This is a genomic window from Mesorhizobium onobrychidis (assembly GCF_024707545.1).
Classification (GTDB): Bacteria; Pseudomonadota; Alphaproteobacteria; order Rhizobiales; family Rhizobiaceae; genus Mesorhizobium; species Mesorhizobium onobrychidis.
Genome location: NZ_CP062229.1, coordinates 798,348 through 820,697 on the forward strand (window position 1 = coordinate 798,348; position 22,350 = coordinate 820,697).

The window sequence follows — 22,350 nt, forward strand, 5'->3', positions numbered from 1 at the left end:
AGATGGACGCAGTGCTGAAAGCCGCCAGTACGGCCGGTATGGTTGCCGAAGAAACGCTCGACCCGATCGACTGGGCCGATGTTCAGGCGCTGTCGCACCGGATCGTCGACGATGCCGTCGACTATCTGCGCGATGTCCGCGAACGCCCGGTGTGGCAGGACATGCCTGAAGAGGTGAAAGCCTTCTTCACGGGAGCGCTGCCGCGGTCGCCTCAACCGCTTGCCCAAGTCTATGACGAGGTCGCCGAGAAGGTGATGGCCTATCCGATGGGCAACATCCATCCGCGCTTCTGGTCCTGGTACATGGGGTCGAGCAATTTCACCGGGGCGCTCGGCGATTTCCTGGCGGCGATCCAGGGCTCCAACCTCGGCGGCGGCAACCATGCCGCCGCTCTGATGGACAGCCAGGTCGTCGACTGGTGCAAGCAGATGATGGGTTTTCCCCAATCGGCCAGCGGCACTCTGGTCAGCGGCGGCTCGATGGCCAACATCATCGGGCTGACCGTGGCGCGCAACGTCAAGGCCGGCATCGACGTGCGCGAGCATGGCGTTGCCGCCATGGCAAAGCCGCTGCGTTTCTATGGCTCGGACCAGCTTCACTCCTGCCACCGCAAGGCGATGGAGGCGCTCGGCCTCGGTAACCGGGCGCTTCGACGCATCCCGACCGATGCCGGACTGCGGATCGACATCGACGCCTTGCGGGCGGCGATCGCCGAGGACCGCAAGGCGGGTTTTCGGCCGGCCTGCGTGATCGGCACGGCAGGCACGGTGAACACCGGGGCGATCGACGATCTGCAGGCGCTTGCAAGACTGGCGGCGCAAGAGGACCTCTGGTTCCATGTCGACGGCTGCATCGGCGCGCTGATCGCCATTGCACCGGAAAATTCCCATCGTGTTGCCGGCATCGAGCACGCCGACTCGATCGCGCTCGATCCGCACAAATGGCTGCACGCTCCGTTCGAGGTCGGCTGCGTGCTGATCAGGGACGCCTCGGCGCATCGCAGCACGTTCGCGGTGACACCGGAATATCTGGAGTCGACGCCGCGCGGCCTAGCCTCCGGACAATGGCTGCATGATTATGGCCTGCAGACCTCACGCGGTTTCAGGGCGCTGAAAGTGTGGATGGCGCTGAAGGAGCACGGCATCGAAAAATTCGGCCGTCTGATCGACCAGAACATCGCGCAAGGACATTACCTCGGCGCGCTGATCGAGGCCGAGCCGCTGCTGGAACGGGTCGCGCCACCGAACATCAACATCGTCTGTTTTCGCTACCGCGGCGACGGGCTGACGGGAGAGTGGCAGAAGGCACTCAACACCGAGATCATGCTGAGGCTGCAGGAAGAAGGCATCGCAGCCCTTTCGGATACGACGGTGCACGGCCAGCATTGCCTGCGTGTGGCGATCAACAACCACCGCACCCGGCGCGACGATCTGGACCTGCTGGTGCGGGAAACGGTGCGTCTCGGACGAGAGGTTTCAAAATCGGGCGCCGCTCGCTAATCCGTGTGGCGCGGAGATCGTCAATGTTCCGAGGTTGGCGGTACAGGCGATGTTCTTGCCATTCCGGGGTTAGGCTTCACGCGGCTCTTCCTTCTCCCCTTGTGGGAGAAGGTGGCCGAGCGAAGCTCGGTCGGATGAGGGGTGTTCCAGCTTGGCATCAACCGCGCCCCGGCCAGCACCCCTCAACCGTCTTGGCGCTGCGCGCCAATCCACCTTCTCCCACAAGGGGCTAGCGTGCGCACACATCTGATTTGGCGGGGATTAGTTTGGATTTGCAAGAGCGAAGCCCTCGGCGATGGCGTGGAAGCGTTTGAGGCCGTTGCTGAAGGTGACGGGACCTGGCGGCCGCTCCTTTGCGTAGCCGTTCCACCCTCCCAGCCGGGCGATGCACCAAGCGGCCCAGGCGAGCGTGTGTTGCGGATGCGGGTTGTTCTGCTTTTGGGTCTTGCCTTCGAGCCTGGCAATCAGCGCCTCCAGCACGGTGATCTCGGCGGGGCTGAAGAGGCGTGCAGCCTTGAAGGCCTGGCCGGCGGCATCGCGCCCGTGCACGAGTTGCATGACCCTGGTGGCGACGATCAGCGCGGTCGCGGCCAGCCGTTCGAGTGCCTCACCATCGGCAAGCAGGCTTTCCTCCAGATCGATGGCCTGCGACTTCACGGTTCGGAACAGCTGTTCGACGGTCCAGCGCAACCGGTAGAGATCGACCATGCGGCAAGCGTCGGCGAGCGTTTTGACCGCGTGAGTGGTCAACAGCCGCCAGATCACCGCTTCCTTGGGCGAAGGCGGATCGATCTCGCGCACTTCGACCATGTTGAGCGTGATCTCGCGCGGATCGCGACAGTCGGCACCAAGGCGCGGCTGGCGCAAGGCGACCGCGGCGAAGCGAACGGCCAGTTGCACCTTGCGCGCCGGTCGGCCGGGACGCGCCTGCAGTTCGAAGGCGGTCCGGCCGGCTTCCGGCGTTTTGGCGATCTCGCCGAACAGACGGCCGCCCTGCTCACCCAGAGCCCGGTCGCGCACGGCGCGGATGAGCACATGCGTGCGCTCGTCAGGCAGCCTTGCCAGCACTTCGTAGATGTCGGCCTCGCGGTCGCCGATCACGGTAGCCAGCGGCGTGTCGGTCAGCGCCTGGCGGGCCGCCTTGGCGGTGGCGATCCATTTGTAGCTTTCCTTGGCTTCGATCGGCAGGGCTTGGTAGTCGTGCGCCTTCTGCCCCCGGCGCCGCCAGATCGTGGCAGCCGCAAGCCCCAGCACCGAGCCGTCGGCGGCATCCACGGCCAGCGCCGGGTGGACGAACAGCCCGACATCCTTGCCGTTGCCGACATGCCCGAGGCCGCGCTTGCGCGAGGCCTTGGCCTCATAGTTGATCTCGCTGCTGTCCTCAATGATCAGCACATGGCGGCCGGCCGCCGCCTCGCCCGTTCGCGCCGCCGCCGTGCGCACGATCTCCGGCACCGTCACTTGGGGATTGCGAAACAGCCGCGTGAACGCAATCTGTTCCGCCCGCGTATCGGCCAGCCTGCGCAGGCCCGCGCTGACGCGCGTGCACATGCGCTCCAGCACCATGCTCCCCTTTTTTGCAGGCGCAGGTCGCCGAAGTATCCAAGCAGCAAAGCCATCGTCGAAATCTCCCGAATCAACAATGGCAGCTACAGAATCACACATGATTCCAACCCCACAAGCCAAACCTGCTACCCGACCAAACTCCCTTGACACCTCTCCGAAGCAGATGTGTGCGCACGCTAGCCCACAAGGGGAGAAGGAAAGGCCCGCGATCACGCCTCGAGCCAAACCTTTTCGAAATGCTGCTCCAGCGACTGGTGCTGCTCGCAGCCATGCACGCCCTTGCGGAACGTCCGGTAAACCGAGCGCCAATAGGGCTGGATGATGATGCCGGAGTCGCGCAGATTCTGCTCGATCTTGGCCATGATCTCCTTGCGGGCGCCGGCGTCGGGTGTGGCCAGCGCCTTGTCGAGCAAGGCGTCGAACTCCGGATTGGCATAAGCGCTCTCGTTCCAGGCAGCACCCGATCTGTAGGCCAGCGCCAGCACCTGGACGCCCAGCGGCCGGCCAAGCCATTCGGTGCAGGAGAACGGATATTTGCTCCAGTCGTTCCAGAACGTCGCCGCCGGCAGCACGGTGCGTTTGACCTTCAGCCCGGCGTCGCGCATCTGCGCGGCGATGGCATCGCCGGTGTTCTTCTGCCAGTCGACATCGACGGAGATGAGGTCGTATTCGTGGTCGGATTTGCCGGCCTCGGCAAGCAGCGCCTTGGCTTCGTCGACGTTGCGGACGGCCGGACCGATATCGGCGTATTCGGCATGCATCGGGCCGACATGGTGGTTCTCGGCCGGCTTGCCGCGGTCGTCCATGCCGATCTTCAGGATCGCGGCATTGTCGACGGCGAGCTGGGCGGCGCGCCGCACCCTGATGTCGTCATAGGGCGGATTGCCGACGTTGAAGCGCGCGACGATGGTCGAGCCGGTGGCAAGCTCCGAATTGCTCAGATCCATGGCGTCGGTTTGCGAAACCGTATCGGCGGCGGTTTCGTGGTTGGTGTCGATCTCGCCCGATTCAAAGGCCGAGAACATCGCATTGGGATCGGAGCCGTAGTCGACCCATTGGATGCCGTCGAGCCAGAAGTCGCCTTTCCACCACGGCTTGTCCCTGCGGCGAACCTCGGCGCCGACCTCGGCGTCCCATGCCACCAGTTCGCAAGGTCCAGTGGTGATCGCCAGCGCCTTCAGCGGATCGCCTTCGCCGTCGTAGCTGCGATGCATGATCAGCGCCGGATAGTCGGTCATGCCGGCAATCAGCGAAATGTCGGGCTTCGGCAAATTGAGCAGGACGGTAAAGTCGTCGACACGCTCGATGCCGCCGTCGACCGGTTTCTTGGTGGCGGCGTCGACCAGCGCGCCCATGCGCTCGGCGACCGAATTGCCGGCAACGCTTGCATCGCACCAGCGCGTCAGATTGTGGACGACATCGTCGGCATTGAATGTGTCGCCGTTCGACCAGGTGATGCCCTTGCGGACGTGCAGCGTGAGCACGCGAGCGTCATCACTGGTCTCCCAGCTCTCAAGCAGCCACGGCTCGAAGGTGAAATCGCGGTTCCAGCGCACCAGATATTCGTTGCACTGGCGGGCGACGTTGGACATTTCGACGCCGTCGAAGGTGCGCGGGTCCTTCCAGCCCTTGACGTTCATGGCGACGCGCAAGACGCCGCCGCGCTTCGGCTCCTGCGCCCTGGCCGGGGAGGGCGCAAGGCCGCCAAGCGCCAGCGCGCCGGCGGCGCTCACGCCGAGCGCGGCCATGGTGGCGAGATATTCGCGCCGGTTCATGCTGCCCTTCTTGAAGCCGTCGGCGACGGGCTCGGCCTGCGGATGCAACGCTCTGTCGGTCAACATGAACTTCATCGTCGAATCCTCCCTGTCGGCGCCCGGTCGACCGCTTCGCGGGGGCGGATGCGGCCGCCGGGCGCCTTTGGCCATAGGTGATGATAGTGCGGGATTCAGCGGAAAAGTGTTCGCGTTTCCGCAGTTGTTGTGCGCTGTTCCGCAGAGGTGGAAGTGGGGGCGGCTCGGGCTCAAGAGAGGGATTGCGGTTCTTCGGCTGATGTAACGGCATGGATCCATGCCGTGAATTTTGAGTACCGCAGCGGTGCAGAAGACGATGGCGCCAGCGTTGGCGAACTCCTGAAGGTCGAAGGAGCAGCAAAACGGAACAGCCTCTAAAACCAGTCGCCCTTGCCGAGCGTGGCGATGGCGGCGACGATGCGGATGAACGCTTCGCCGGCCCGTGGCACGGTTTTGCGGGCGCGCAGGAAACTGTGCACGAGGCGCTGCTCCTCGTACCACCAGGCGCGGCCGCCGGCGGCGAGGATGCGGTCGCGATAGGCCTCGCCGTCCGATGACAGCGGATCGCATTGCGCAGTGACGACGACCGTCGGCGGCAGGCCGGAGAAATCGCTGTCGCGCAGCGGCGAGAAGGTCGGGTCGTCTGGCGACTGTGCCTTGCCGGAGCGGACCTGGCGATAGAATTCGATGTCGCTGAGCGTCAGCAGCGGCGCCTCGGCGTGCTCGACATAGGAGCCGGCGCTCTCGTCACCTCCCAGCTCGGGATAGATCAGCACCTGGCCGATTGCAGGGCGAGGGTGGCGGCGCGCCGCATGCGCCACCGCGGCGGCGAGATTGCCGCCGGCGCTTTCTCCGCACAGCACGATCGATAGCCCGCTTGCCGCCGCCGCCCATTCGAACACCGCCAGCGCATCGTCGAAGGCGGCCGGATGCAGATGTTCGGGCGCCAGCCGGTAGTCGGCGGACAGCACGGCAAAGCCGGTGCCGGCGCAGATCTCGGCGCAGATGTCGTCATGGCTGTCGAGCCCGCCTAGCACGAAGCCGCCGCCGTGATAGTAGACGACCAGCGCCTGCGGCGCCTTGTCCACCAGCTGGTAGCGCCGGATCGGGATCGCATGGCCGCCGCCAGCAACCGCGCCGTCGCTGGTCTCAACGCCTGCGGGATAACCTGCGTGGAACGCCCGGCACATCGCGTCATAGATTTCGCGCTGCTGGTCGACCGGCAGGTCCATTTCGGGCGGATACCATGCATTGACCCGGTCGATATAGGTCCACAGCGCCGGATCAAGCAGCGTCGCGTATTTTCCCCGTTTCGCTGTCTCGGGCTTTTCCGCGTCACTGACCATCGCCATACGGTCCCACCTGGAAGCGTCAGAGTTCGTCGTATAGCCGGGCGGCGTTTTCATAGGTGAAGCGCAAAGGCACCGAGCCCACGACCTGCCATGCATCGACCGTCTCGCCTGCCATCAATCGGCACGCGCCGTCGGTGGTGGTCACGGCGCCGCCATAGAGCCGGTTGGCAAGGTTGAGGATTGCGGTCTGGTGCATTGCCGTGCTGCCGCTGCCGCAGGCATCCTTGACCAGCAGCACCCGAAAGCCTGATGACACCGCATCCCTGACGGTGGCGTCGATGCAGGCCTCGGTCCACACACCGGCAACGACCAGCCACTCGATCCCTTCGGCCTTGAGCCGGCCTGCGGCAGGGCCCGCCCCGAAAGCGCTGGCCTCAGTCTTGACCAGCATCATCTCGCCGGCGACCGGCGCCACGTCCGGACAGATCGCCGTCAGCGGATCGTCCTTGTCGGAGAAAGCCGACCTGCCATTCGCATCGACCGGATGGAACCGCCGCGCCTCCCTGGTGAGGTCGACGATATAGGCCGAATGGTAGAGCAGCACATCGTTGGCCCGCGCCGTTGCCTGCAGGCGCTGGACGTTGGCGAGGATGTCGGCAAAACCCTCGACCAGGTAACGCTTGTCCTGCCGATGCTCCTCCTGGAGATCGACGAACACCGCGGCCACGGTGCCGCGCTCGATCGAGACCGGGCCCTTCATTCGGATACCTGAACTTCGTCATTCCAGGGCGTAGCAGCCGCGAAGCGGCGTCGCGAAGACCCTGGAATCCATGCCGTTACCTCTAGCGAAGAATGCAGCGGAACAGAGTTCTGCACCGTCTCGAAGCCTAGATGTAACGGCATGGATCCTAGGGTCTGCGCGGCGTCGCTGCGCTCCTTGCTCCGCCCTAGGATGACGAAAGCATGAGCGCTGCGGTTAGTCCCGAAGATTTGCGATACCGCACCGCGACCAGTGGTGGATGCTCGGATCAAACTTGTTTCTCCAGAAAATCGTCCTCATAGGGAAAGCGCGACAGAAGCTCGGTGCCGGTCTCGGTGACCAGGATCTCGTCCTCGAGCTTGACGCCCTCGCGGCCGCCTTTCTCGCCGATATAGCTCTCGACGCTGACCACCATGCCGGGCACGACAAAGCCGTCGCGGCCATAGGTCTCGTAGTCCATGGCGTGCGCGATGAATGGCGTCTCGCCATGCATGCCGACGCCGTGCATCACCGACGTATAGCGCTGGTCGACGAAGCGGTCCGGGATCTTCCAGGCTTTTTCGGCAATCTCGCGAAACGCCATGCCCGGCCTCACGATCGAGATGTTGTGCTGAACCTGATCGTGTGCCATGCGGTAGAGCGACTTCTGATAATCCGTCGGCTTGCCCGGCCCGCAGCGAAAGGTGCGCGAGAAGTCCGAATAATAGCCGTAGCAGCCGATCGTATCGGTATCCAGCGCCAAAAGTTCGCCCGGCCTGATCTTGCGGCCGCTGGCTTCGTTGAACCACGGGTTGGTGCGCTGACCCGAAGTCAGCAGCCGGGTTTCGATGAACTCGCCGCCTTGCCGGATCACCTCGTGATACATGATGGCGAACAGGTCGTTTTCGGACACACCGGGCTTGATCGCCTCGCGCACCGCGTAGACGGCGGCTTCGGCGCCGGCCATCGACACCTGCAGGCATTTTACTTCTTCGGGCGTCTTGACCGCGCGCACGGCGAGAATTTCACCCTGGCAATCCCGGACCTCGCAGCCGCGCTTTTCCAGCGCCAGCGCCTGCAGATGGCCGCAGCGATCGAGCCCGAGCTTCATCGAGCCGCCGCCATGCGCCTTGAGCAGCTCGGCAATCTCGTCGGCGAAGGGACCTGATGTTTCGTCGTCGCGGCCCGACACCGAAGACCAGACCAGCTTGGACGGACGCGCCTCGTCGATCGTGTCGAGCACCATCGAGACATGATAGCTCTGCGGATATTCGAACAGCACGATCGGCCCTTCGGTCGGGATGAAGAAGTAGCGGGTCGAATTGCGCAGGAAGTAGCCGAACATGTTGCGCGAGCCGGTGGCGTAGCGCTGGTTATAGGGATCGAACAGCACGACGGCGCCATAGCCGGCCTCGCGCATCCAGGCACGCAGCTTGGCAAGCCGCCCCTTGCGCAGCGCGTCCGCATCGATGAAGGACGGCTCGGTGTCGGACAGCCACATGCCGCCGGCCGGATCGGCCGTCGCCGGGTGGCGCATGCGGTCTTTGAAGTCGACGTCCTCGGTGCTGTCGGGGTCGAACACGACAATGCTCATGGGTGCCTCCTGGAAGAAGCCCTGAACATAGCGGTGCGCCGCGATGAGCTTGTGCGGAACACCGCAGATGTTATGCGAAATACCGCTTGACGTCGTTGGGTAGCGCTCTACGGCGCCCCCCTCTGTCCTGCCGGACATCTCCCCCTCAAGGGGGGAGATTGGCTGTCATCGCCGCTTTCGTGAATTTCCACCGTCGCAGGAAGAGCAGAGCATCGAAGCTGCCAACCTCCCCCCTTGAGGGGGAGATGCCCGGTAGGGCAGAGGGGGGGCGCTGTCCCGCCAACGTCCGAAAGGACCTAATGCCTCCGCGCCACCTTCGGCGCATGGCCGTGCTCTTCCCTGAAAGCCCGGGCGAAGCTCGACATCGAGGCAAAGCCGCAGGCGAGCGCCACGTCGCGGACCATCAGCGTGGAATGGGCCAAGAGGTCGGCGGCGCGCTTCAGCCGCAGGCGGCGGTAATAGCCATTGGGCGAGATGCTGAGCTCGGAGCGGAAGTTTCGTTCGAGCTTGTCGGAGGAGACGCCGAGCTTTTCCGCCAGATCCGCCATGCCGAGCCGCTCCTCCACCGCATCCTCCATGATGGCGATGGCCGACAGCACCAGTTCGTTCTGGACGCCGGTGCGTAACCGCAGCGGCATCAGCTTGCGGTCGACGCTGGAGCGCAGCGGGCTGTGCACGAACCATTCGGCGACGCCGGCGGCAAGCTCCGCGCCATAGTCGTTGGTGATAATCTCCAGCATCATGTCGAGGCTGCCGACGCCGCCGGCCGAGGTGAAGCGCTTGCGGTCGATGACGTAGAGATCGCGCCTGAGCTCGATGTCCGGGAACGCCTCGGTGAAGGCCGCCTGGCTGGTCCAGTGCAAGGTGCAGGCATGGCCGTCGAGCAAGCCGGCCCGCGCCAGAAAGAAGGCGGCGTCCGCCACCGCGCCGATATGGGCGCCGCCGCGCAGGCTCCTGCGGATCCAGCTCACGGCATCGTCGGCGACAAGATGATCGGCATCACCGCCCGAACAGACGACGATGCGGTCGACCTTCGGCGCATCGCCGGCAAAAAAGCCGGGCTGGATAACGACGCCGTTCGAGGCCTCGACCGGGCCTTCGGCGGCGCCGACGATGATCCAGCGGTAGCAGTCCCGCTTCGCCAGCACATTCGCCGCACGCAACGGCTCGATGACCGAACTGAACGCCATCATCGGAAAACCGGGGAAGACCAGCACCGCGAAGGTGAGCGGGGCGTCGTTTGCCGTCGGCTGGTCTCGCTCTCGAGTGGTCATGACTTCAACCGTGCCTGTGGGCAATTGCAGGGAAGGCCACAATTCCGCCGGATGCCACTCAGGTCAACGGCGGTGGGTCAGTTTGAAAATTCCATCGCGCCTAGGCGTTGTCGCCTATCTGGCCGAACTCCTAGACTAAATGCTTGCCGAGCATTGGAGATAGTGGTGGGGGCGCTGCGCGGCTCGTGCAAGCAGCGGATTTAGGTAGCTACAATTAGCTTCATGACCTGTTTACGGTCTTCCGGCGACCATTGCTTCGGGTCTTCCCCATGAGCGAACGCGCCGTGAAGTTCGACATGCTTCATCACTTCCGCCTCGGTCTCTGCCGTGAACGTCGCTGGACAAGCCTCGTTTCCCGGATAGTTCCTGCAACGATACGAGTAAGCCATGACTTTCCCTCCCAGGTTGCCCCGATAGCAAAGCGAGGGTACGTCGCCTTTGTCAATTCACAGTTGGATGCGCCAGTCAGCCGGGAAATTTCAAACCGACGCCACTATCCAACAGGGCACGCCCCCCTTCAACTCGCCAGCGCCTGATCCAAATCCGCGATCAAATCGTCGCCATCCTCGATCCCAGCCGACAACCGCACCAGCGAATCCGAAATCCCGATCTCAGCCCGCTTTCCCGCCGGGATCGAGCCATGCGTCATCAGCGCCGGGTGCTCGATCAGGCTTTCGACGCCGCCGAGGCTTTCGGCCAGGGTGAACAGTTGCGTGTGTTCGAGGAAGCGTTTGGTGCCGGCGAGGTCGCGGTCGAGCTCGACCGTGATCATGCCGCCGAAGGCATGCATCTGCCGCCCGGCGATGGCGTGCTGCGGGTGGCTGGGAAGACCAGGATAGATGACGCGGCGGATGTCGGGGCGGCTTTCCAGCCAGTGCGCGATCTTCTGGCCGTTCGAGGAATGGCGCTCCATCCTCAGCGCCAGCGTCTTGAGGCCGCGCAGCGCCAGGAAACTATCGAACGGCCCTGATATGGCGCCGATGGCGTTCTGCAGGAATTTCAGGCGGTCGGCGAGATCCTTGTTGTCGCCGACCACGGCGACGCCGCCGACCATGTCGGAATGGCCGTTGAGGTATTTCGTCGTCGAGTGGACTGATATGTCGATGCCGAGCTCCAGCGGCCGCTGCAGATAGGGGCTGCAGAAGGTGTTGTCGGCAACCGAGAGCACGCCTTTGCGCCTGGCCAGTGCGGCGACGGCTTCGAGATCGACGACACGCAGCAGCGGGTTGGTTGGCGTCTCGACCCAGAGCATTTTGGTTTCCGGGCGGATCGCCGCCTCGACCGCGGCCAGATCGGTGAAGTCGACGAAGTCGACCTGCAGGTTGGCCGAGCGCTTGCGCACCCGCTCCAGCAGCCGGAAGGTGCCGCCATAGATGTCGTCGGTGGCGACGACATGGGCGCCGGAATCGAGCAGTTCGAAAATGGTGGCGATCGCCGCCAGCCCCGAAGCGAAGGCGAAGGCGGCTGCGCCGCTTTCGAGATCGGCCACCGCGCGCTCGAAGGCGAAGCGGGTCGGGTTCTGGCTGCGGGCGTATTCAAATCCCTTGTGCACGCCCGGGCTCTGCTGGCCATAGGTCGAGGTCGCATAGATCGGCACCATCACCGCGCCCGTCGTCGGGTCGTGGCTCTGGCCGCCATGGATCGTGCGCGTCGAGAAGGCCAGACGGTTCCTGCCCGATAGGGTTTCTCTTACGGTCATCGGGCGCGCCTCAGATGGTTGATCAGGTCGATGCGGGTTATCAGGCCGATGAATTCGTCGCCATCGAAGACGATGGCGACTTCGTTGCGGTCGAACACCGGCAGCAGCGCGTCCAGCGTCTGGCTGGCCTGCAGCGTGTGCAAATTGGAAGTCATCGCCGTGCGCACCGGGGCCTTGAAGCGGTCCCAGCGGCTGTCATAGGGGCCTTCCACGTGGGCGAGGATATCGCTTTCGTCAACGATGCCGACCAGCTTGCCGTCGTCCAGCACCGGCAGTTGCGAGACATCCGAACGGCGCATGCGGCCATAGGCGTTGAGCAGGCTTTCGTCCGGGCCGACAGACACGATGTCGCCGGTGCGGAGCGTGCGCATCACCAGATCGCGCAGATCGCCATGCTGCTCCTGCTCGGCCAAGCCTTGCTCGGCCAGCCAGAAGTCGTCGAATACTTTCGACAGGTACTTGTTGCCGCTGTCGCAGACGAAGGTGACGACGCGTTTCGGCACGGTCTGCTCGCGGCAATAGCGAAGGGCGGTCGAAAGGAGCGTGCCGGACGACGAGCCGGCGAGGATGCCTTCCCGCGAAAGCAGGTCGCGCACGGCCAGCATGCTCTGCTTGTCGGTGATGGAGTAGGCCTTCTTGACCAGCGACAGATCGGCATTGGGCGGGACGAAATCCTCGCCGATGCCTTCCACGGTCCAGCTTCCGGCCTCTATCATCTTGCCGGTCTTGATCAAGGGCGCCAGCACCGAGCCGACCGGATCGGCGAGAATCATCTCGGTCTTCGGCGAGACATCAGCGAAATAGCGGCCAAGCCCGGTCAGCGTGCCGCCCGAACCGACGCCGACGACCACCGCGTCGACGTCGCCATCAAGCTGTTGAAAGATTTCCGGACCGGTCGTGGTTTCATGGGCCAGCGGGTTGGCCGGATTGGCGAACTGATTGGCATAGAAGGCGCCGGGCAGCTCGGCGGCGATCTTCTCGGCCATGTCCTGGTAGTATTCGGCGTGGCCCTTGCCGACATCGGAACGCGTCATGCGCACTTCTGCGCCGAGCGCGCGCAGATGCTGGATCTTTTCGCGCGACATCTTGTCGGGCACGACGAGAATGATGCGGTAGCCCTTGGGGATGCCGACCTGGGCGAGGCCAAGACCGGTGTTGCCGGCGGTCGCCTCGACGATCGTGCCGCCGCGCTTCAGCTTGCCCTGTTCTTCGGCGGCGGCAATCATCGATAGCGCAATGCGGTCCTTGATCGAGCCGCCGGGATTCTGGCTTTCGAGCTTGATGAACAGCCGGCACTTACCGATGTCGAATTTTGTCAGCTCGACGACCGGCGTCTGCCCGATCAGGTCGAGAACCGATGCATAGGGCGGACGCAGGCGGGACCTTGCACTATCGGAGGGGGCGATCTCGGGTGCGGCGATCTTGGGCTTGCTCATATCAGATGCTCCATGGTCAAGCGACCGCCTTGGGCAGGCTGTCAGCCTATCTTCTTTTCCAGCCGTTTGCAGTCTGAAAGAAGATAGATCGTGCCAATCCATTGGCCAGTCGGGGAATGGGATTCCAGTTGTTCGGCCGTAGGGCCGCTCCGTCACGCTAATCACGATAAGGCCGCGGGACAGCACCCCCCCTCTGTCCTGCCGGACATCTCCCCCTCAAGGGGGGAGATCGGATCTCACATCGGCTTTCGCCAATCTCCAACGTTGACGAGACGTGGGGCGTTGAAAACTGCCAATCTCCCCCCTTGAGGGGGAGATGTCCGGCAGGCCAGACGGGGGCGCCGTAGAGCGCCGACCTCACCAGTCATATCCTAACCCAGCAGCCGCCGGCTCAGCCGCGCGCACTGGATGCGAATATCGGGAATGGCGTCGATCTCGAAGAAGGTGCCGCGCGTCAGCGGCCCGACCGCTAGGATCTTGGCCGATGCGGTACCGTCGCTGGCGATGACCTCGCAACTGTCTGATACGTCGAGGCCAAGGCGCAGCGGGTCCGGCCGGGCCAGCCCGCGGTCGACCAGCGACCGCACCACGCTGTTCGAGGTGGTCGAGATGTCCCTGGCGATGCCGGTGCAATCGTAGATGCGGGCGACTTCGAACGTCTCGATGTTTTGCGTGTGCCGCGACTGGACCTGCACGGTGAATTCGTCGCCCGCCTTGATGCCGACGACACGCCCGGCGGCAAGCCGGATGCGGCCCGATTGAACCGCTTCGGTGACGCGGCCATAGACTTCCGGCGCCATGCGATGGCGGTGGATGTCCCACCACGCCTTGGTATGCTCGACAAAACGGCGCTTGGCCGAAGACGGCCAGTTCTGCCAGATCTTCTGGTTGAACGGCCTGAGACCGTCGACGACGTCGCGCCAGTCGATGCCGGCCTTCTGGTTTTCCCGGATCAAGTCACGGAACCAGCCGACAAAATAGGAAAGCTGGGTGCCGAGCGGAATGTCGGCGACGTCGAGCTTGATCGGATTGCCCTTGCGGTGCGGCGAAGGCAGCAGGCCGCGCCGCGACACCGCAACGATCTCGCCGCGATGACCGCGCTGTTCGAGCGACAGGAAGGCATCGACCATGCTCAAGCCGGTGCCCAGCACCAGGACTCGGGCTTCGGGGTCCAGCGCGGTGTCGGCCTCCGATCCCATCCTGATCGCGTGGCCCTGGCCGGCGCCCGGCTCCTCGTCATGCCCGGTCGCCAGCACGGCAAGGTGGGCGACGACGCTGGTGCCGTTGGCCAGCGCCACCTCGACCCCGGACGCGGTCGGCGAGATCGACAGGCTCTCCTCGCGGATCAGGCGAAGACGCCCCGTCTCGCGGGCCTCGAGTTCGTCCAGCAGTTCCTTCAGATAGCGGGCATAGACACTGCGCGGTGCGTAGACCGGCGCCTGCTCTACGGTAGCTAGGCGGCGCTCAAGCAGCCAGCGCCAGAAATTGCCGGGATCGTCGGCATAGGCGCTCATGCCGGCCGCGCTGACATTCAGCACATGCGCCGACAGCAGCGTGGAATAGGCGATGCCCTGTCCGAAATGCGGACGCTTTTCGATCAGCGTGACGCGGAGATCGGGATTGGGCGACTTCAGGAGATGCGCGGCAAGGACGACGCCGCTGGCGCCGCCGCCGACGATAACGATCGAATTCGGGACGATCGAATTTGCGCGGCCGGTCATGCGCGCACCAATTGCCTTAGGAGCCGTCGGTTCCGGCTCAGGCCTGGATTTTCAACGCAGCCGAAAGGTCGTCGTCGCCGGCGATATCGCGCATCTCGGCGAGGCTGCGCTGATCCAGCACCTCGGCGATCGCTTGCCGGACCTCCAGCATCAGATGTCGGACTTGGCATGTCGCCTCGTTGCAGTCTTCACAGCGCTGATACCGGGTGCGGCTGGCGCAGGGAATGGGGGCAAGCGGCCCGTCGAGCACGCGCACGACGTGGCCGATCTTGATTTCATCCGCCGGCCGCGCCAGGCGATAACCGCCCTCCTTGCCCTTGCGGCTCTGGACAAAACCGGCATTGCGCAGCTCGACCAGGATGGCATCGAGAAATTTCTTCGGGATGTTGTTTCCGGTGGCGATATCGCCAACGAAGGCGAGCTGTCCAACCGGCAGCCGCGCGAGATGGACGAGCGCCTTGAGGCCGTACTTGCCCTTTTTCGTGAGCATAGACCGAACGTTTCTCTGTTGTGCGATGGCGCAGGGCCACCGGTTGTGAAACGCCTGGCGTGCGTCCCCACCGCGTCCAAGCTTACATGACACATAAATTTTAGTGACATGATATACAAGCCGAGCACCGTTGATTTTGCTTCGTTTTCAAGCGGCTGCGGCCATTTTGACTGGCGTTGTGCCCTTGAGGGCACATCCGCCAATGAGGCAGCCAGCGCGCCCGACATTGAAGATCTAGGCGTGTTGCGGGCGATCGCCGCGATAGGGACGTCGTCCATCGTCCTCTCCAATTTCTTCAATGTCGATAAGGTTACTATACTTAGCCCCGAATACAGGGGACCAGTTTTCAAATCCCCAGCCATCCGCAGCATGGATTTGCCGAAAGAGGCCGCAAAACGAGAAACGCTTGTTTGCAGCGGGCCGTGCCTTCGCCGGGCACTCGAAGTCCGGCCAAGCGCTGACGATTGCTGTACCCGGCCCGAATCAGCGCCTGCCCGTCCCGATGTGACTCTCAGCCGCGCGGGTTCGCCCATACCAGTCCGGCCAGGCCGACCAGAGCAGTGACGATACCGACATAGAGCCATTGCGACTGGCCGGTCATGAAGCTGCCGCCGACGAGGCCGATGCCTTGCAGCGACCACAGCGCACCGATGGTGAGCACAATTAGTGCCAGCAGATTCTTGATCAATCTCATCGCCGGAATTTCCTTCCTAAGTCGATCGTCAATTCAGCCATGACCGCGATGACAAAGCGAAAGGAAGCGACCCGATCGCTCTCACATCTACTTGCATGATAAGGCCGGTTCTTGCCGGCAACACCCGGGTGCGGGTGCGAAGACCACCAGACATACATCGGTACAATCTCAACATTCCCTGACAGACTGTTTCCCGCCGACTCCAAACGTGTACAGTAGTCATGGAACCGCCAGACGACTGCCGCATTTCGTGCCACATTCGATCCGTAACGGCCGGGTCTGTCAAACGGAGCCATTTGCCGCAGATGAAGAAACCAAACCAGACCGCGCTTGTCGCGGTGACGATCGCGGCTGGCCTGATGGTCGCCGCATCCCCTGCCGCCGCTCAATGCGGCCGCGCCTCCTGGTACGCGCTGCACTCGAAGACCGCTTCCGGCGAGCGGATGAACCCGTCGGCGCTGACCGCCGCGCACCGCACCTTGCCTTTTGGCACAAAGCTGAAGGTCACCAATCGCAACAACGGCCGCAGCGTCGTCGTGCGCATCAACGACCGCGGCCCGTTCATTAGAGGTCGCGTGATCGACCTGTCGAAGGGCGCCGCCAGACGGCTCGGCTTCATCAGTTCGGGCCATACCGCTGTGTGCACCGACCGCGTGTGATGCCACGCGTCTGAGATTATGCTGTAGCGATTGCCCGTTGCCGGCCCTTCGCAGTCGCACAATAAGCCGGCTCCGCCGTTCAAAGCCGATTCTCAACGCCTTAGACGAAAGTATCAGCATAAATCACTTCACTTGACGTATTGCATCGCAGCAGTTTGTTGTTACCCTTCCCGCGAGAGATTCAAGGCTCGGCGCTGCGTCGTCCCTTCGGTCGCAGCAGCGGGGTTGTCGATGTTCTACCAGTTCTACGAATTGAACCACGCCGCCGTGCAGCCGGCCCGGCTGTATGCCGATGCGATGCGGATGCTCTACACCAATCCGCTCAATCCATTCACGCACACGTCCTGGGGCCGTTCGATCGCGGCAACGGCCGAATTGTTCGAGCGCACGACGCGCCGCTACAGCAAGCCGCAATTCGGCCTGACCAAGACCGTGGTCGACTGGAAAAGCGTCGATGTCACCGAAAAGACGGTGTGGTCGCGGCCGTTCTGCAATTTGCTCCGTTTCGAGCGGGCCGTTCCCGCCGGCCGCCGGCCTGATCCGAAGCTGCTGATCGTGGCGCCGATGTCGGGCCACTACGCGACGCTGCTGCGCGGCACGGTCGAGGCGATGCTGCCCCATGCCGACGTCCACATCACCGACTGGGTCGACGCCCGCATGGTACCGCTCAGCGAGGGCAGCTTCGACCTCGACGACTATATCGACTACATTGTCGACATGCTGCATGCGCTAGGCCCCGACACCCATGTCATGGCAGTGTGCCAGCCTTCGGTGCCGGTGCTGGCGGCGGTGGCGCTGATGGAAACGCGCGGCGACCCGTTCGTTCCCTCGACGATGACGCTGATGGGCGGGCCGATCGACACCCGCCGCAATCCGACCGCGGTCAACCTTCTAGCCGAGGAAAAGGGCGTCGACTGGTTCCGCGACAACGTTATCATGCAGGCGCCGTGGCCGGTACCGGCCTTCGGCCGCGAGGTCTATCCCGGCTTCCTGCAGCTTTCGGGCTTCATGAGCATGAATCTCGACCGCCACATCATCGCCCACAAAGACTTCTTCATGCATCTGGTGAAGCATGATGGCGACAATGCCGAGAAGCACCGCGACTTCTACGACGAATATATGGCGGTGATGGACCTGACGGCGGAGTTCTACCTGCAGACGGTCGACACCGTGTTTGTCCGCCACGCCTTGCCCAAGGGCGAAATGACGCATCGCGGCGTCGCCATCGATCCCTCTGATATCCGCAATGTCGCCCTGTTCACGGTCGAGGGCGAGAACGACGACATTTCCGGCCTCGGGCAGACCCAGGCCGCGCACGACCTCTGCATCAACATCCCCGCGGACAGGCACGCTCACTACATGCAGCCGGCGGTTGGCCATTACGGCGTCTTCAACGGCTCGCGCTTCCGCTCCGAAATCGTGCCGCGCATCGTCGACTTCATCACCAGCTATGGCCGCCAGACCCGCGTTGCCGTGAAGCCGAAGCTGGTCCGCATCGCCAGAAAGTAAAGGAGCGGCCCGTGGAACGGCGGTCTCGTGTCCGCTCTCGATCTGTTGCACAATAGCCGCTGTTTCGGCCGCGCGGGTAACCATGTCGCAAAACTGGCCGTTGGTATAATTGACAGGGACTGTCAATCGCCCTTAACCTTTCGTTAACAACAAGGGACGAGGGGGACAATGATTTCCTCACCACTGGCGAGAACGCTACGCGTGTGCGCACTGTTTGGGCTGGCACTTGCGGCAGGCTGGTCGACGACGGCATCGGCGGCCGGACCAATGGCAACCGGCGGGCCGACATCGCAGCCGATCGGCCACTATGATTTCTGCAAGACCAGTCCGGCCGAATGCTCGATCCACCCGGGCCATCTCGCCCCCGCCACCATGACCGGTGCGCTCTGGCGCAAGATCCTCAGCGTCAATGCCAGGGTCAACACCGCCGTCAAGCCGATAAGCGACATCGACATCTATGGCAGGGACGAGGTCTGGGCCTATCCCGTCAAGGGCGTTGGCGACTGTGAGGACTATGTCCTGGAAAAGCGCCGCGAATTGAACCGCTTGGGGGTGTCCTACGCCAATCTTCTGATGACCGTCGTGCGCAAGCCGGACGGCGAGGGCCATGCCGTGCTGACGGTGCGCACAAGCAAGGGCGACTACATCCTCGACAATCTGGACGGAAAGGTCCGCTCATGGGACCGGACCGGCTACCGCTTCCTCAAGCGGCAAGCGATCGACAATACCGGCCGGTGGGTCTCGATCCGTGATGGCCAGCCGGTTCTGGTCGGCGCGGTTCACTAGCAGGCCGTCACTTTGGCTGCTTCAGCGCGGCGCGGATCGATGCGGTGATGCGGCGAAGCTCCGCTTCGTCGAGTTTTTCGATGTTTTCGGCCAAAACATTGGCAAGCTCGGTGGCGGCGGGGCTGAGGCCCGACGTGTCGAGCTTCACCCGTGGGTGCGAGGTCTCGGCCAGCCGTGCGAGTTCCTCGGCATCGTCCCATATGACGTTGAAATAGCCGATGATCTTCTGGATCAGCGTCCAGGTCGGCGCGCCGCGGCGACCATGCTCCAGCGCCGACAGATAGGCGGCGCTGACGCCGATTGCCTCGGCCATCGCCTTCTGACTGATGCCGCGTTCGCTTCGCAGGGCGCGAAGCTTTTCGCCGAGCGGGGTCACAAGTGCATCCTCATGGGGTGCATCCTTATGCGCGCGCCCGCCGCAGGCGGACATAGAGCGCGCCCGAGCCGCCATGGTTGCGGGCGGCGTGATCGTGGCTGGAAACGAGCGGCCTGAATGCGGGTGTCGACAGCCAGGCCGGCACGGCGCGCCGCAGGATGCCGTCGCCGCCCGACGAGGAGCCTTTGCCGGTGATGACCAGCACGTAGCGAATGCCGCCGGCGTGCGCCCGGTGCAGGAAGGAAAACAGCAGCGAATAGGCTTCGTCCTGGCTCAGGCCATGCAGGTCGACGCGGCCTTCGATCGGCAGCCGGCCCTTCGACAGTTTTTCCAGCGTCGGTTCGTCGAGCGCATGCGAAACATGCTGCGTCTTGGCTTTCGCCGCCGCAGCCGGAGCCATCGCCTCGACACGCGGCGGTGGCTTCGTGTCATCAGCGATGCCCGGGCCGATGTCCGGACTGTCGATGGCGGACTTGCCCTTCAGCGGCTTGGCGGTGCGCGCCACTAGGTTCCACAGGACCCGATCGTCCTCGCTCAGCCTGTCGATGCGCCGGGTCATCGCCCCGCTCCCGGCACAAGCGGACGCGGTATCAGCGCGTAGAAAACGGCAGGGTTGCGGACAACGCCGGCGATCTCGCCGGCCGCATGTCCCGTTCCGGCGAACAGGTCGCCACGGGCCGGCCCGGTAATGGCCGAGCCGGTATCCTGCGCAATCATCAGCCGCCGGAACGGCTTGTTGTCGAAAGCGGTCAGCGACGGCGCGTCGATGTAGAACGGCGTGCCGAATGTATGTAGCAGACGGTCGACAGCGACGGAGCGGCCCGGCGTCAGCGGCACTTTGGCGGCAGCGATCGGCCCGAGTGCCGGGTCGTCGACAGCCGCCTCGCGGAAGAAAATATAGGAGCGGTTGCCCCACAGGATCTCGTCAATGCGCTCCGGATGCGCCTTGAACCAGGCGCGGACCGACTGCATGGTCACCGCTTCGAGCGGGATTTCGCCTGTCTCACTCAGGATCTTGCCCGGTCCGGTAAAGCGCTGGCCGGATTTGGCGGCATAGGTGACGCGGCAAAGCCGGCCGTCGGTCATGGTGAGCCGCGCAGCACCCTGTACGTGGATGAAGAAGGCGTCGACCTTGTCGGCGAGCCAGGCGATTTCCAGGCCCTTGCCAGCCAAACCCTTGCCGGCAAGTGCGCCGCGCTCGATCTCGCCGCGGGCGAAATACTCGACCGGTCCGTTCGGCGTGGCGCGGCCGAAGGCGAGATAGGGATCCATGCCGTGCGGCCGGTTGGCGTCGTCGATGTCGACGAGATCGGCCGGACGCGACAGCAGCGGCACCGCAAATCGTTCGGTTCGCACCGGCGAGGCGTCGACCACGGGTTCATAGAAGCCGGTGACGAGGCCGGCGCCGCCGCTTTCGGCTCCTGTGTGCGCCGGGATGAAATGCCGCTCGAAGAAGGCGCGGGCTTCGCGCCGGTCGGTTGGCGACACGGTGCGGGCTGCAGCGTAGACTTCGGTGAAGGCATTGAAGTCGACGCCGAGCCCGCCGGAGCGATAGGGTTTCGTCAGGACATGAAAAGCCGAGCGCCGGAAAGCGGCGAACGCAGCCAGATGGTCGTCCTCGTCCCAACCGGGCAGATCGTCAAAGGATTTTTCGCTGAACGCCTGAGAAAGCAACACGACAGACCCCGCCGTGGTCCGGCCTCAGTCTTCTTCTTCGGTGGCGACGAGCTTCCAGTTCGGGTCGCGCGAGCGCGTATCACGGGCGAAGGTCCAGACATCCTTGACCTCGGCGACGGTCTCGGGATCGCCGTCGATGACAGCGCCGGCCTTGTCGCGCGTCGCCGAAATCAGTTCGCTGACGATGCGCAGCGTGATATGCGCCTCGCTGCCCTTCATCTCGGCGGAAACGATGTCGGCCTTGTCGATGCCGACGAAGGAGGACTGGATCTTTTCCGATTTCGCCTCGCGGTCGCCGATGGCCGCGACAAAGCCGTCATAGACCTCGCGCGACAACAGGTTCTTCAGCGTCTTGCGATCGCCATCGGCATAGGCCATGACGATCATCTCATAGGCCATCTTGGCGCCGTCGACGAAGGTCTTAGGGTCGAATGCCGGATCATTGTCCTTGATCGTGCGCAGGCCCTTGTTGAGATCGGTGTCAGGCTTGGCGAAGGCGTCGATCGCCGCATAGGCGTCGATTGCCGGCTCTCCCGGCGCTCGCTTGCGCGGCAGCGAGACCACATTCTCGGGCTTCTGGGCGTCCTCGCGCGTGCGGCCCGCCGTATAGGGATCGAAGGGCGGGCGTTCGCTGCCGGTGCGGCGGCCGAGCACATTGCGCAGCTGGAAAAAAATCACAACCGCCGCAACCAGAAAGAAAATCGTGCCGAAGTCGAAGAATCCCATATCTTCCGCCAATCAATCCCTACTCCGGCCGGACCGCCCGGCCAGGCAATGGCTGCGGTCGCATAGCGTTCAACATCCAAAGCATATAGAACGCAAGCTGCAATCATTCAAATTAAAGGCAGCCATACCTATCTAAAAGGTTCAGTGCCAGCGGCGATTGCTCGCCGGCCGGCAAAACATCGAAACGATCGGTCAAGATTTGCGCATTTCGCTGCTTCCCCTGTTCATCCTCGCGCTTCCGCTGCTGGAGATCGCCGGTTTCGTCATTGTCGGCCGCCAGGTCGGCGCGCTGGCGACCGTCGGCCTGGTGCTGGCTTCGAGCATCGCCGGCGCTCTGTTGTTGCGATACCAGGGTTTCGGCGTCATGACCCGGGTCCGTGCCGAAATGGACGCGGGACGTGACCCAAGCCGCCAGCTCGCGCACGGCGCCATGATCGTTCTGGCCGCGATCCTGCTCATCATTCCCGGCTTCATCACTGACGTTTTCGGCATTCTGCTGTTCCTGCCGCCGGTCCGCGACCTCGCCTGGCGCCTGTTGAAAGGCCGCATCGTGCTGGCCACCAGTTTCGGCACAGGCGGATTCCGGGCCCGGCAACGCGACAAGACCATCGACCTCGACGACAGCGACTATTCGCGCGGCGACGAGCGCGGCCCGGATCACAATTCCCCCTGGCGCCGCCTCAAGGATGAGTAGGGTCGGCAATCACCTCAAGGACGAGTAGGTCGGCGCGGCTCTTCCTTCTCCCCTTGTGGGAGAAGGAAGATTGGCGCGCAGCGCCGAGACGGTTGAGGGGTGCTGGACGGAGTGCAGCCGGCGCCAAGC

Annotated in this window: 21 protein-coding genes; 5 read left to right on the top strand and 16 right to left on the bottom strand. The window is 63.8% G+C overall.

From position 1 onward, the window contains the following. Nucleotides 1-2 precede the first annotated feature (2 nt). Nucleotides 3-1,499: a pyridoxal phosphate-dependent decarboxylase family protein gene (locus tag IHQ72_RS03805; protein WP_258121243.1), complete on the top strand. Its 1,497-nt coding sequence runs from the start codon at nt 3-5 to the stop codon at nt 1,497-1,499. A 261-nt stretch (nt 1,500-1,760) separates the two neighbouring features. Here the strand turns inward: IHQ72_RS03805 and IHQ72_RS03810 are convergent, their stop codons facing one another. The 12 genes from IHQ72_RS03810 to IHQ72_RS03865 all read right to left on the bottom strand — a co-directional run bounded on the left by IHQ72_RS03810 (nt 1,761) and on the right by IHQ72_RS03865 (nt 15,794). Further along, nucleotides 1,761-3,065, bottom strand: a complete 1,305-nt coding sequence (locus IHQ72_RS03810; RefSeq protein ID WP_258117880.1) for an IS4 family transposase — start codon at nt 3,063-3,065, stop codon at nt 1,761-1,763. A 209-nt stretch (nt 3,066-3,274) separates the two neighbouring features. Beyond that, complete coding sequence (locus IHQ72_RS03815) at nt 3,275-4,915, bottom strand: ABC transporter substrate-binding protein (RefSeq protein WP_258121244.1); 1,641 nt, start codon at nt 4,913-4,915, stop codon at nt 3,275-3,277. A 314-nt stretch (nt 4,916-5,229) separates the two neighbouring features. Further along, on the bottom strand, nt 5,230-6,207 hold the full coding sequence (locus IHQ72_RS03820) for an alpha/beta hydrolase (protein ID WP_258121245.1): 978 nt from the start codon (nt 6,205-6,207) through the stop codon (nt 5,230-5,232). A 19-nt stretch (nt 6,208-6,226) separates the two neighbouring features. Beyond that, nucleotides 6,227-6,907: an isochorismatase family protein gene (locus IHQ72_RS03825; protein ID WP_258121246.1), complete on the bottom strand. Its 681-nt coding sequence runs from the start codon at nt 6,905-6,907 to the stop codon at nt 6,227-6,229. Nucleotides 6,908-7,175: 268 nt separating this feature from the next. Next, nucleotides 7,176-8,480 (bottom strand): M24 family metallopeptidase, encoded by a 1,305-nt coding sequence (locus IHQ72_RS03830; RefSeq protein WP_258121247.1) that lies wholly within the window; start codon nt 8,478-8,480, stop codon nt 7,176-7,178. Between the two features lie 296 nt (nt 8,481-8,776). Then, on the bottom strand, nt 8,777-9,754 hold the full coding sequence (locus tag IHQ72_RS03835; protein ID WP_258121248.1) for a GlxA family transcriptional regulator: 978 nt from the start codon (nt 9,752-9,754) through the stop codon (nt 8,777-8,779). A 200-nt stretch (nt 9,755-9,954) separates the two neighbouring features. Next, a complete protein-coding gene (locus IHQ72_RS03840; RefSeq protein WP_258121249.1) occupies nt 9,955-10,143 on the bottom strand; it encodes a DUF1059 domain-containing protein in 189 nt (62 codons plus the stop codon). Nucleotides 10,144-10,271: 128 nt separating this feature from the next. Then, nucleotides 10,272-11,453 (bottom strand): cystathionine gamma-synthase, encoded by a 1,182-nt coding sequence (locus tag IHQ72_RS03845; RefSeq protein WP_258121250.1) that lies wholly within the window; start codon nt 11,451-11,453, stop codon nt 10,272-10,274. Beyond that, entirely contained in the window at nt 11,450-12,889 is a 1,440-nt protein-coding gene (locus IHQ72_RS03850; RefSeq protein ID WP_258121251.1) for a pyridoxal-phosphate dependent enzyme, read from the bottom strand. The genes IHQ72_RS03845 and IHQ72_RS03850 overlap by 4 nt, the downstream gene beginning before the upstream one ends. Before the next feature lie 371 nt (nt 12,890-13,260). Next, nucleotides 13,261-14,610 (bottom strand): FAD/NAD(P)-binding protein, encoded by a 1,350-nt coding sequence (locus IHQ72_RS03855; RefSeq protein ID WP_258121252.1) that lies wholly within the window; start codon nt 14,608-14,610, stop codon nt 13,261-13,263. A gap of 37 nt (nt 14,611-14,647) precedes the next feature. Next, nucleotides 14,648-15,100, bottom strand: coding sequence for an RrF2 family transcriptional regulator (locus IHQ72_RS03860; protein WP_258121253.1), 453 nt, complete (start codon nt 15,098-15,100; stop codon nt 14,648-14,650). 511 nt (nt 15,101-15,611) lie between these two features. Next, nucleotides 15,612-15,794: a hypothetical protein gene (locus tag IHQ72_RS03865; protein ID WP_258121254.1), complete on the bottom strand. Its 183-nt coding sequence runs from the start codon at nt 15,792-15,794 to the stop codon at nt 15,612-15,614. 305 nt (nt 15,795-16,099) lie between these two features. Between IHQ72_RS03865 and IHQ72_RS03870 the strand changes: the two genes are divergently transcribed. The 3 genes from IHQ72_RS03870 to IHQ72_RS03880 all read left to right on the top strand — a co-directional run bounded on the left by IHQ72_RS03870 (nt 16,100) and on the right by IHQ72_RS03880 (nt 18,748). After that, on the top strand, nt 16,100-16,453 hold the full coding sequence (locus IHQ72_RS03870; RefSeq protein WP_123148705.1) for a septal ring lytic transglycosylase RlpA family protein: 354 nt from the start codon (nt 16,100-16,102) through the stop codon (nt 16,451-16,453). A 231-nt stretch (nt 16,454-16,684) separates the two neighbouring features. Continuing rightward, nucleotides 16,685-17,962 (top strand): polyhydroxyalkanoate depolymerase, encoded by a 1,278-nt coding sequence (locus IHQ72_RS03875; protein ID WP_258121255.1) that lies wholly within the window; start codon nt 16,685-16,687, stop codon nt 17,960-17,962. Between the two features lie 168 nt (nt 17,963-18,130). After that, nucleotides 18,131-18,748 carry a transglutaminase-like cysteine peptidase gene (locus IHQ72_RS03880; protein ID WP_258121256.1) on the top strand — a complete coding sequence of 206 codons (618 nt, stop codon included), beginning with the start codon at nt 18,131-18,133 and terminating at the stop codon, nt 18,746-18,748. Nucleotides 18,749-18,755: 7 nt separating this feature from the next. Here IHQ72_RS03880 and IHQ72_RS03885 read toward each other — a convergent pair whose 3' ends face one another. Genes IHQ72_RS03885 through IHQ72_RS03900 form a run of 4 tightly spaced genes read right to left on the bottom strand, consistent with a single transcriptional unit; the run spans nt 18,756 to nt 21,527 of the window. Beyond that, nucleotides 18,756-19,124, bottom strand: a complete 369-nt coding sequence (locus IHQ72_RS03885; protein ID WP_258121257.1) for a helix-turn-helix domain-containing protein — start codon at nt 19,122-19,124, stop codon at nt 18,756-18,758. A 25-nt stretch (nt 19,125-19,149) separates the two neighbouring features. After that, nucleotides 19,150-19,683 carry a Smr/MutS family protein gene (locus IHQ72_RS03890; RefSeq protein ID WP_258121258.1) on the bottom strand — a complete coding sequence of 178 codons (534 nt, stop codon included), beginning with the start codon at nt 19,681-19,683 and terminating at the stop codon, nt 19,150-19,152. Then, entirely contained in the window at nt 19,680-20,801 is a 1,122-nt protein-coding gene (gene mltA, locus IHQ72_RS03895; protein WP_258121259.1) for a murein transglycosylase A, read from the bottom strand. The genes IHQ72_RS03890 and mltA overlap by 4 nt, the downstream gene beginning before the upstream one ends. A gap of 24 nt (nt 20,802-20,825) precedes the next feature. After that, the gene (locus IHQ72_RS03900) at nt 20,826-21,527 is read right to left on the bottom strand and encodes a Tim44/TimA family putative adaptor protein (protein WP_095495711.1); all 702 of its coding nucleotides are present in this window, start codon (nt 21,525-21,527) and stop codon (nt 20,826-20,828) included. 199 nt (nt 21,528-21,726) lie between these two features. Between IHQ72_RS03900 and IHQ72_RS03905 the strand changes: the two genes are divergently transcribed. After that, nucleotides 21,727-22,221 carry an FxsA family protein gene (locus IHQ72_RS03905; protein WP_258121260.1) on the top strand — a complete coding sequence of 165 codons (495 nt, stop codon included), beginning with the start codon at nt 21,727-21,729 and terminating at the stop codon, nt 22,219-22,221. Nucleotides 22,222-22,350 lie beyond the last annotated feature (129 nt).

Bases quoted from the DNA above. Each gene is read 5' to 3' on its own strand.
- IHQ72_RS03805 (WP_258121243.1), top strand. From the start codon at position 3: ATGGACGCAGTGCTGAAAGCCGCCAGTACGGCCGGTATGGTTGCCGAA.
- IHQ72_RS03810 (WP_258117880.1), bottom strand. From the start codon at position 3,065: ATGGTGCTGGAGCGCATGTGCACGCGCGTCAGCGCGGGCCTGCGCAGG.
- IHQ72_RS03815 (WP_258121244.1), bottom strand. From the start codon at position 4,915: ATGAAGTTCATGTTGACCGACAGAGCGTTGCATCCGCAGGCCGAGCCC.
- IHQ72_RS03820 (WP_258121245.1), bottom strand. From the start codon at position 6,207: ATGGCGATGGTCAGTGACGCGGAAAAGCCCGAGACAGCGAAACGGGGA.
- IHQ72_RS03825 (WP_258121246.1), bottom strand. From the start codon at position 6,907: ATGAAGGGCCCGGTCTCGATCGAGCGCGGCACCGTGGCCGCGGTGTTC.
- IHQ72_RS03830 (WP_258121247.1), bottom strand. From the start codon at position 8,480: ATGAGCATTGTCGTGTTCGACCCCGACAGCACCGAGGACGTCGACTTC.
- IHQ72_RS03835 (WP_258121248.1), bottom strand. From the start codon at position 9,754: ATGACCACTCGAGAGCGAGACCAGCCGACGGCAAACGACGCCCCGCTC.
- IHQ72_RS03840 (WP_258121249.1), bottom strand. From the start codon at position 10,143: ATGGCTTACTCGTATCGTTGCAGGAACTATCCGGGAAACGAGGCTTGT.
- IHQ72_RS03845 (WP_258121250.1), bottom strand. From the start codon at position 11,453: ATGACCGTAAGAGAAACCCTATCGGGCAGGAACCGTCTGGCCTTCTCG.
- IHQ72_RS03850 (WP_258121251.1), bottom strand. From the start codon at position 12,889: ATGAGCAAGCCCAAGATCGCCGCACCCGAGATCGCCCCCTCCGATAGT.
- IHQ72_RS03855 (WP_258121252.1), bottom strand. From the start codon at position 14,610: ATGACCGGCCGCGCAAATTCGATCGTCCCGAATTCGATCGTTATCGTC.
- IHQ72_RS03860 (WP_258121253.1), bottom strand. From the start codon at position 15,100: ATGCTCACGAAAAAGGGCAAGTACGGCCTCAAGGCGCTCGTCCATCTC.
- IHQ72_RS03865 (WP_258121254.1), bottom strand. From the start codon at position 15,794: ATGAGATTGATCAAGAATCTGCTGGCACTAATTGTGCTCACCATCGGT.
- IHQ72_RS03870 (WP_123148705.1), top strand. From the start codon at position 16,100: ATGAAGAAACCAAACCAGACCGCGCTTGTCGCGGTGACGATCGCGGCT.
- IHQ72_RS03875 (WP_258121255.1), top strand. From the start codon at position 16,685: ATGTTCTACCAGTTCTACGAATTGAACCACGCCGCCGTGCAGCCGGCC.
- IHQ72_RS03880 (WP_258121256.1), top strand. From the start codon at position 18,131: ATGATTTCCTCACCACTGGCGAGAACGCTACGCGTGTGCGCACTGTTT.
- IHQ72_RS03890 (WP_258121258.1), bottom strand. From the start codon at position 19,683: ATGACCCGGCGCATCGACAGGCTGAGCGAGGACGATCGGGTCCTGTGG.
- IHQ72_RS03900 (WP_095495711.1), bottom strand. From the start codon at position 21,527: ATGGGATTCTTCGACTTCGGCACGATTTTCTTTCTGGTTGCGGCGGTT.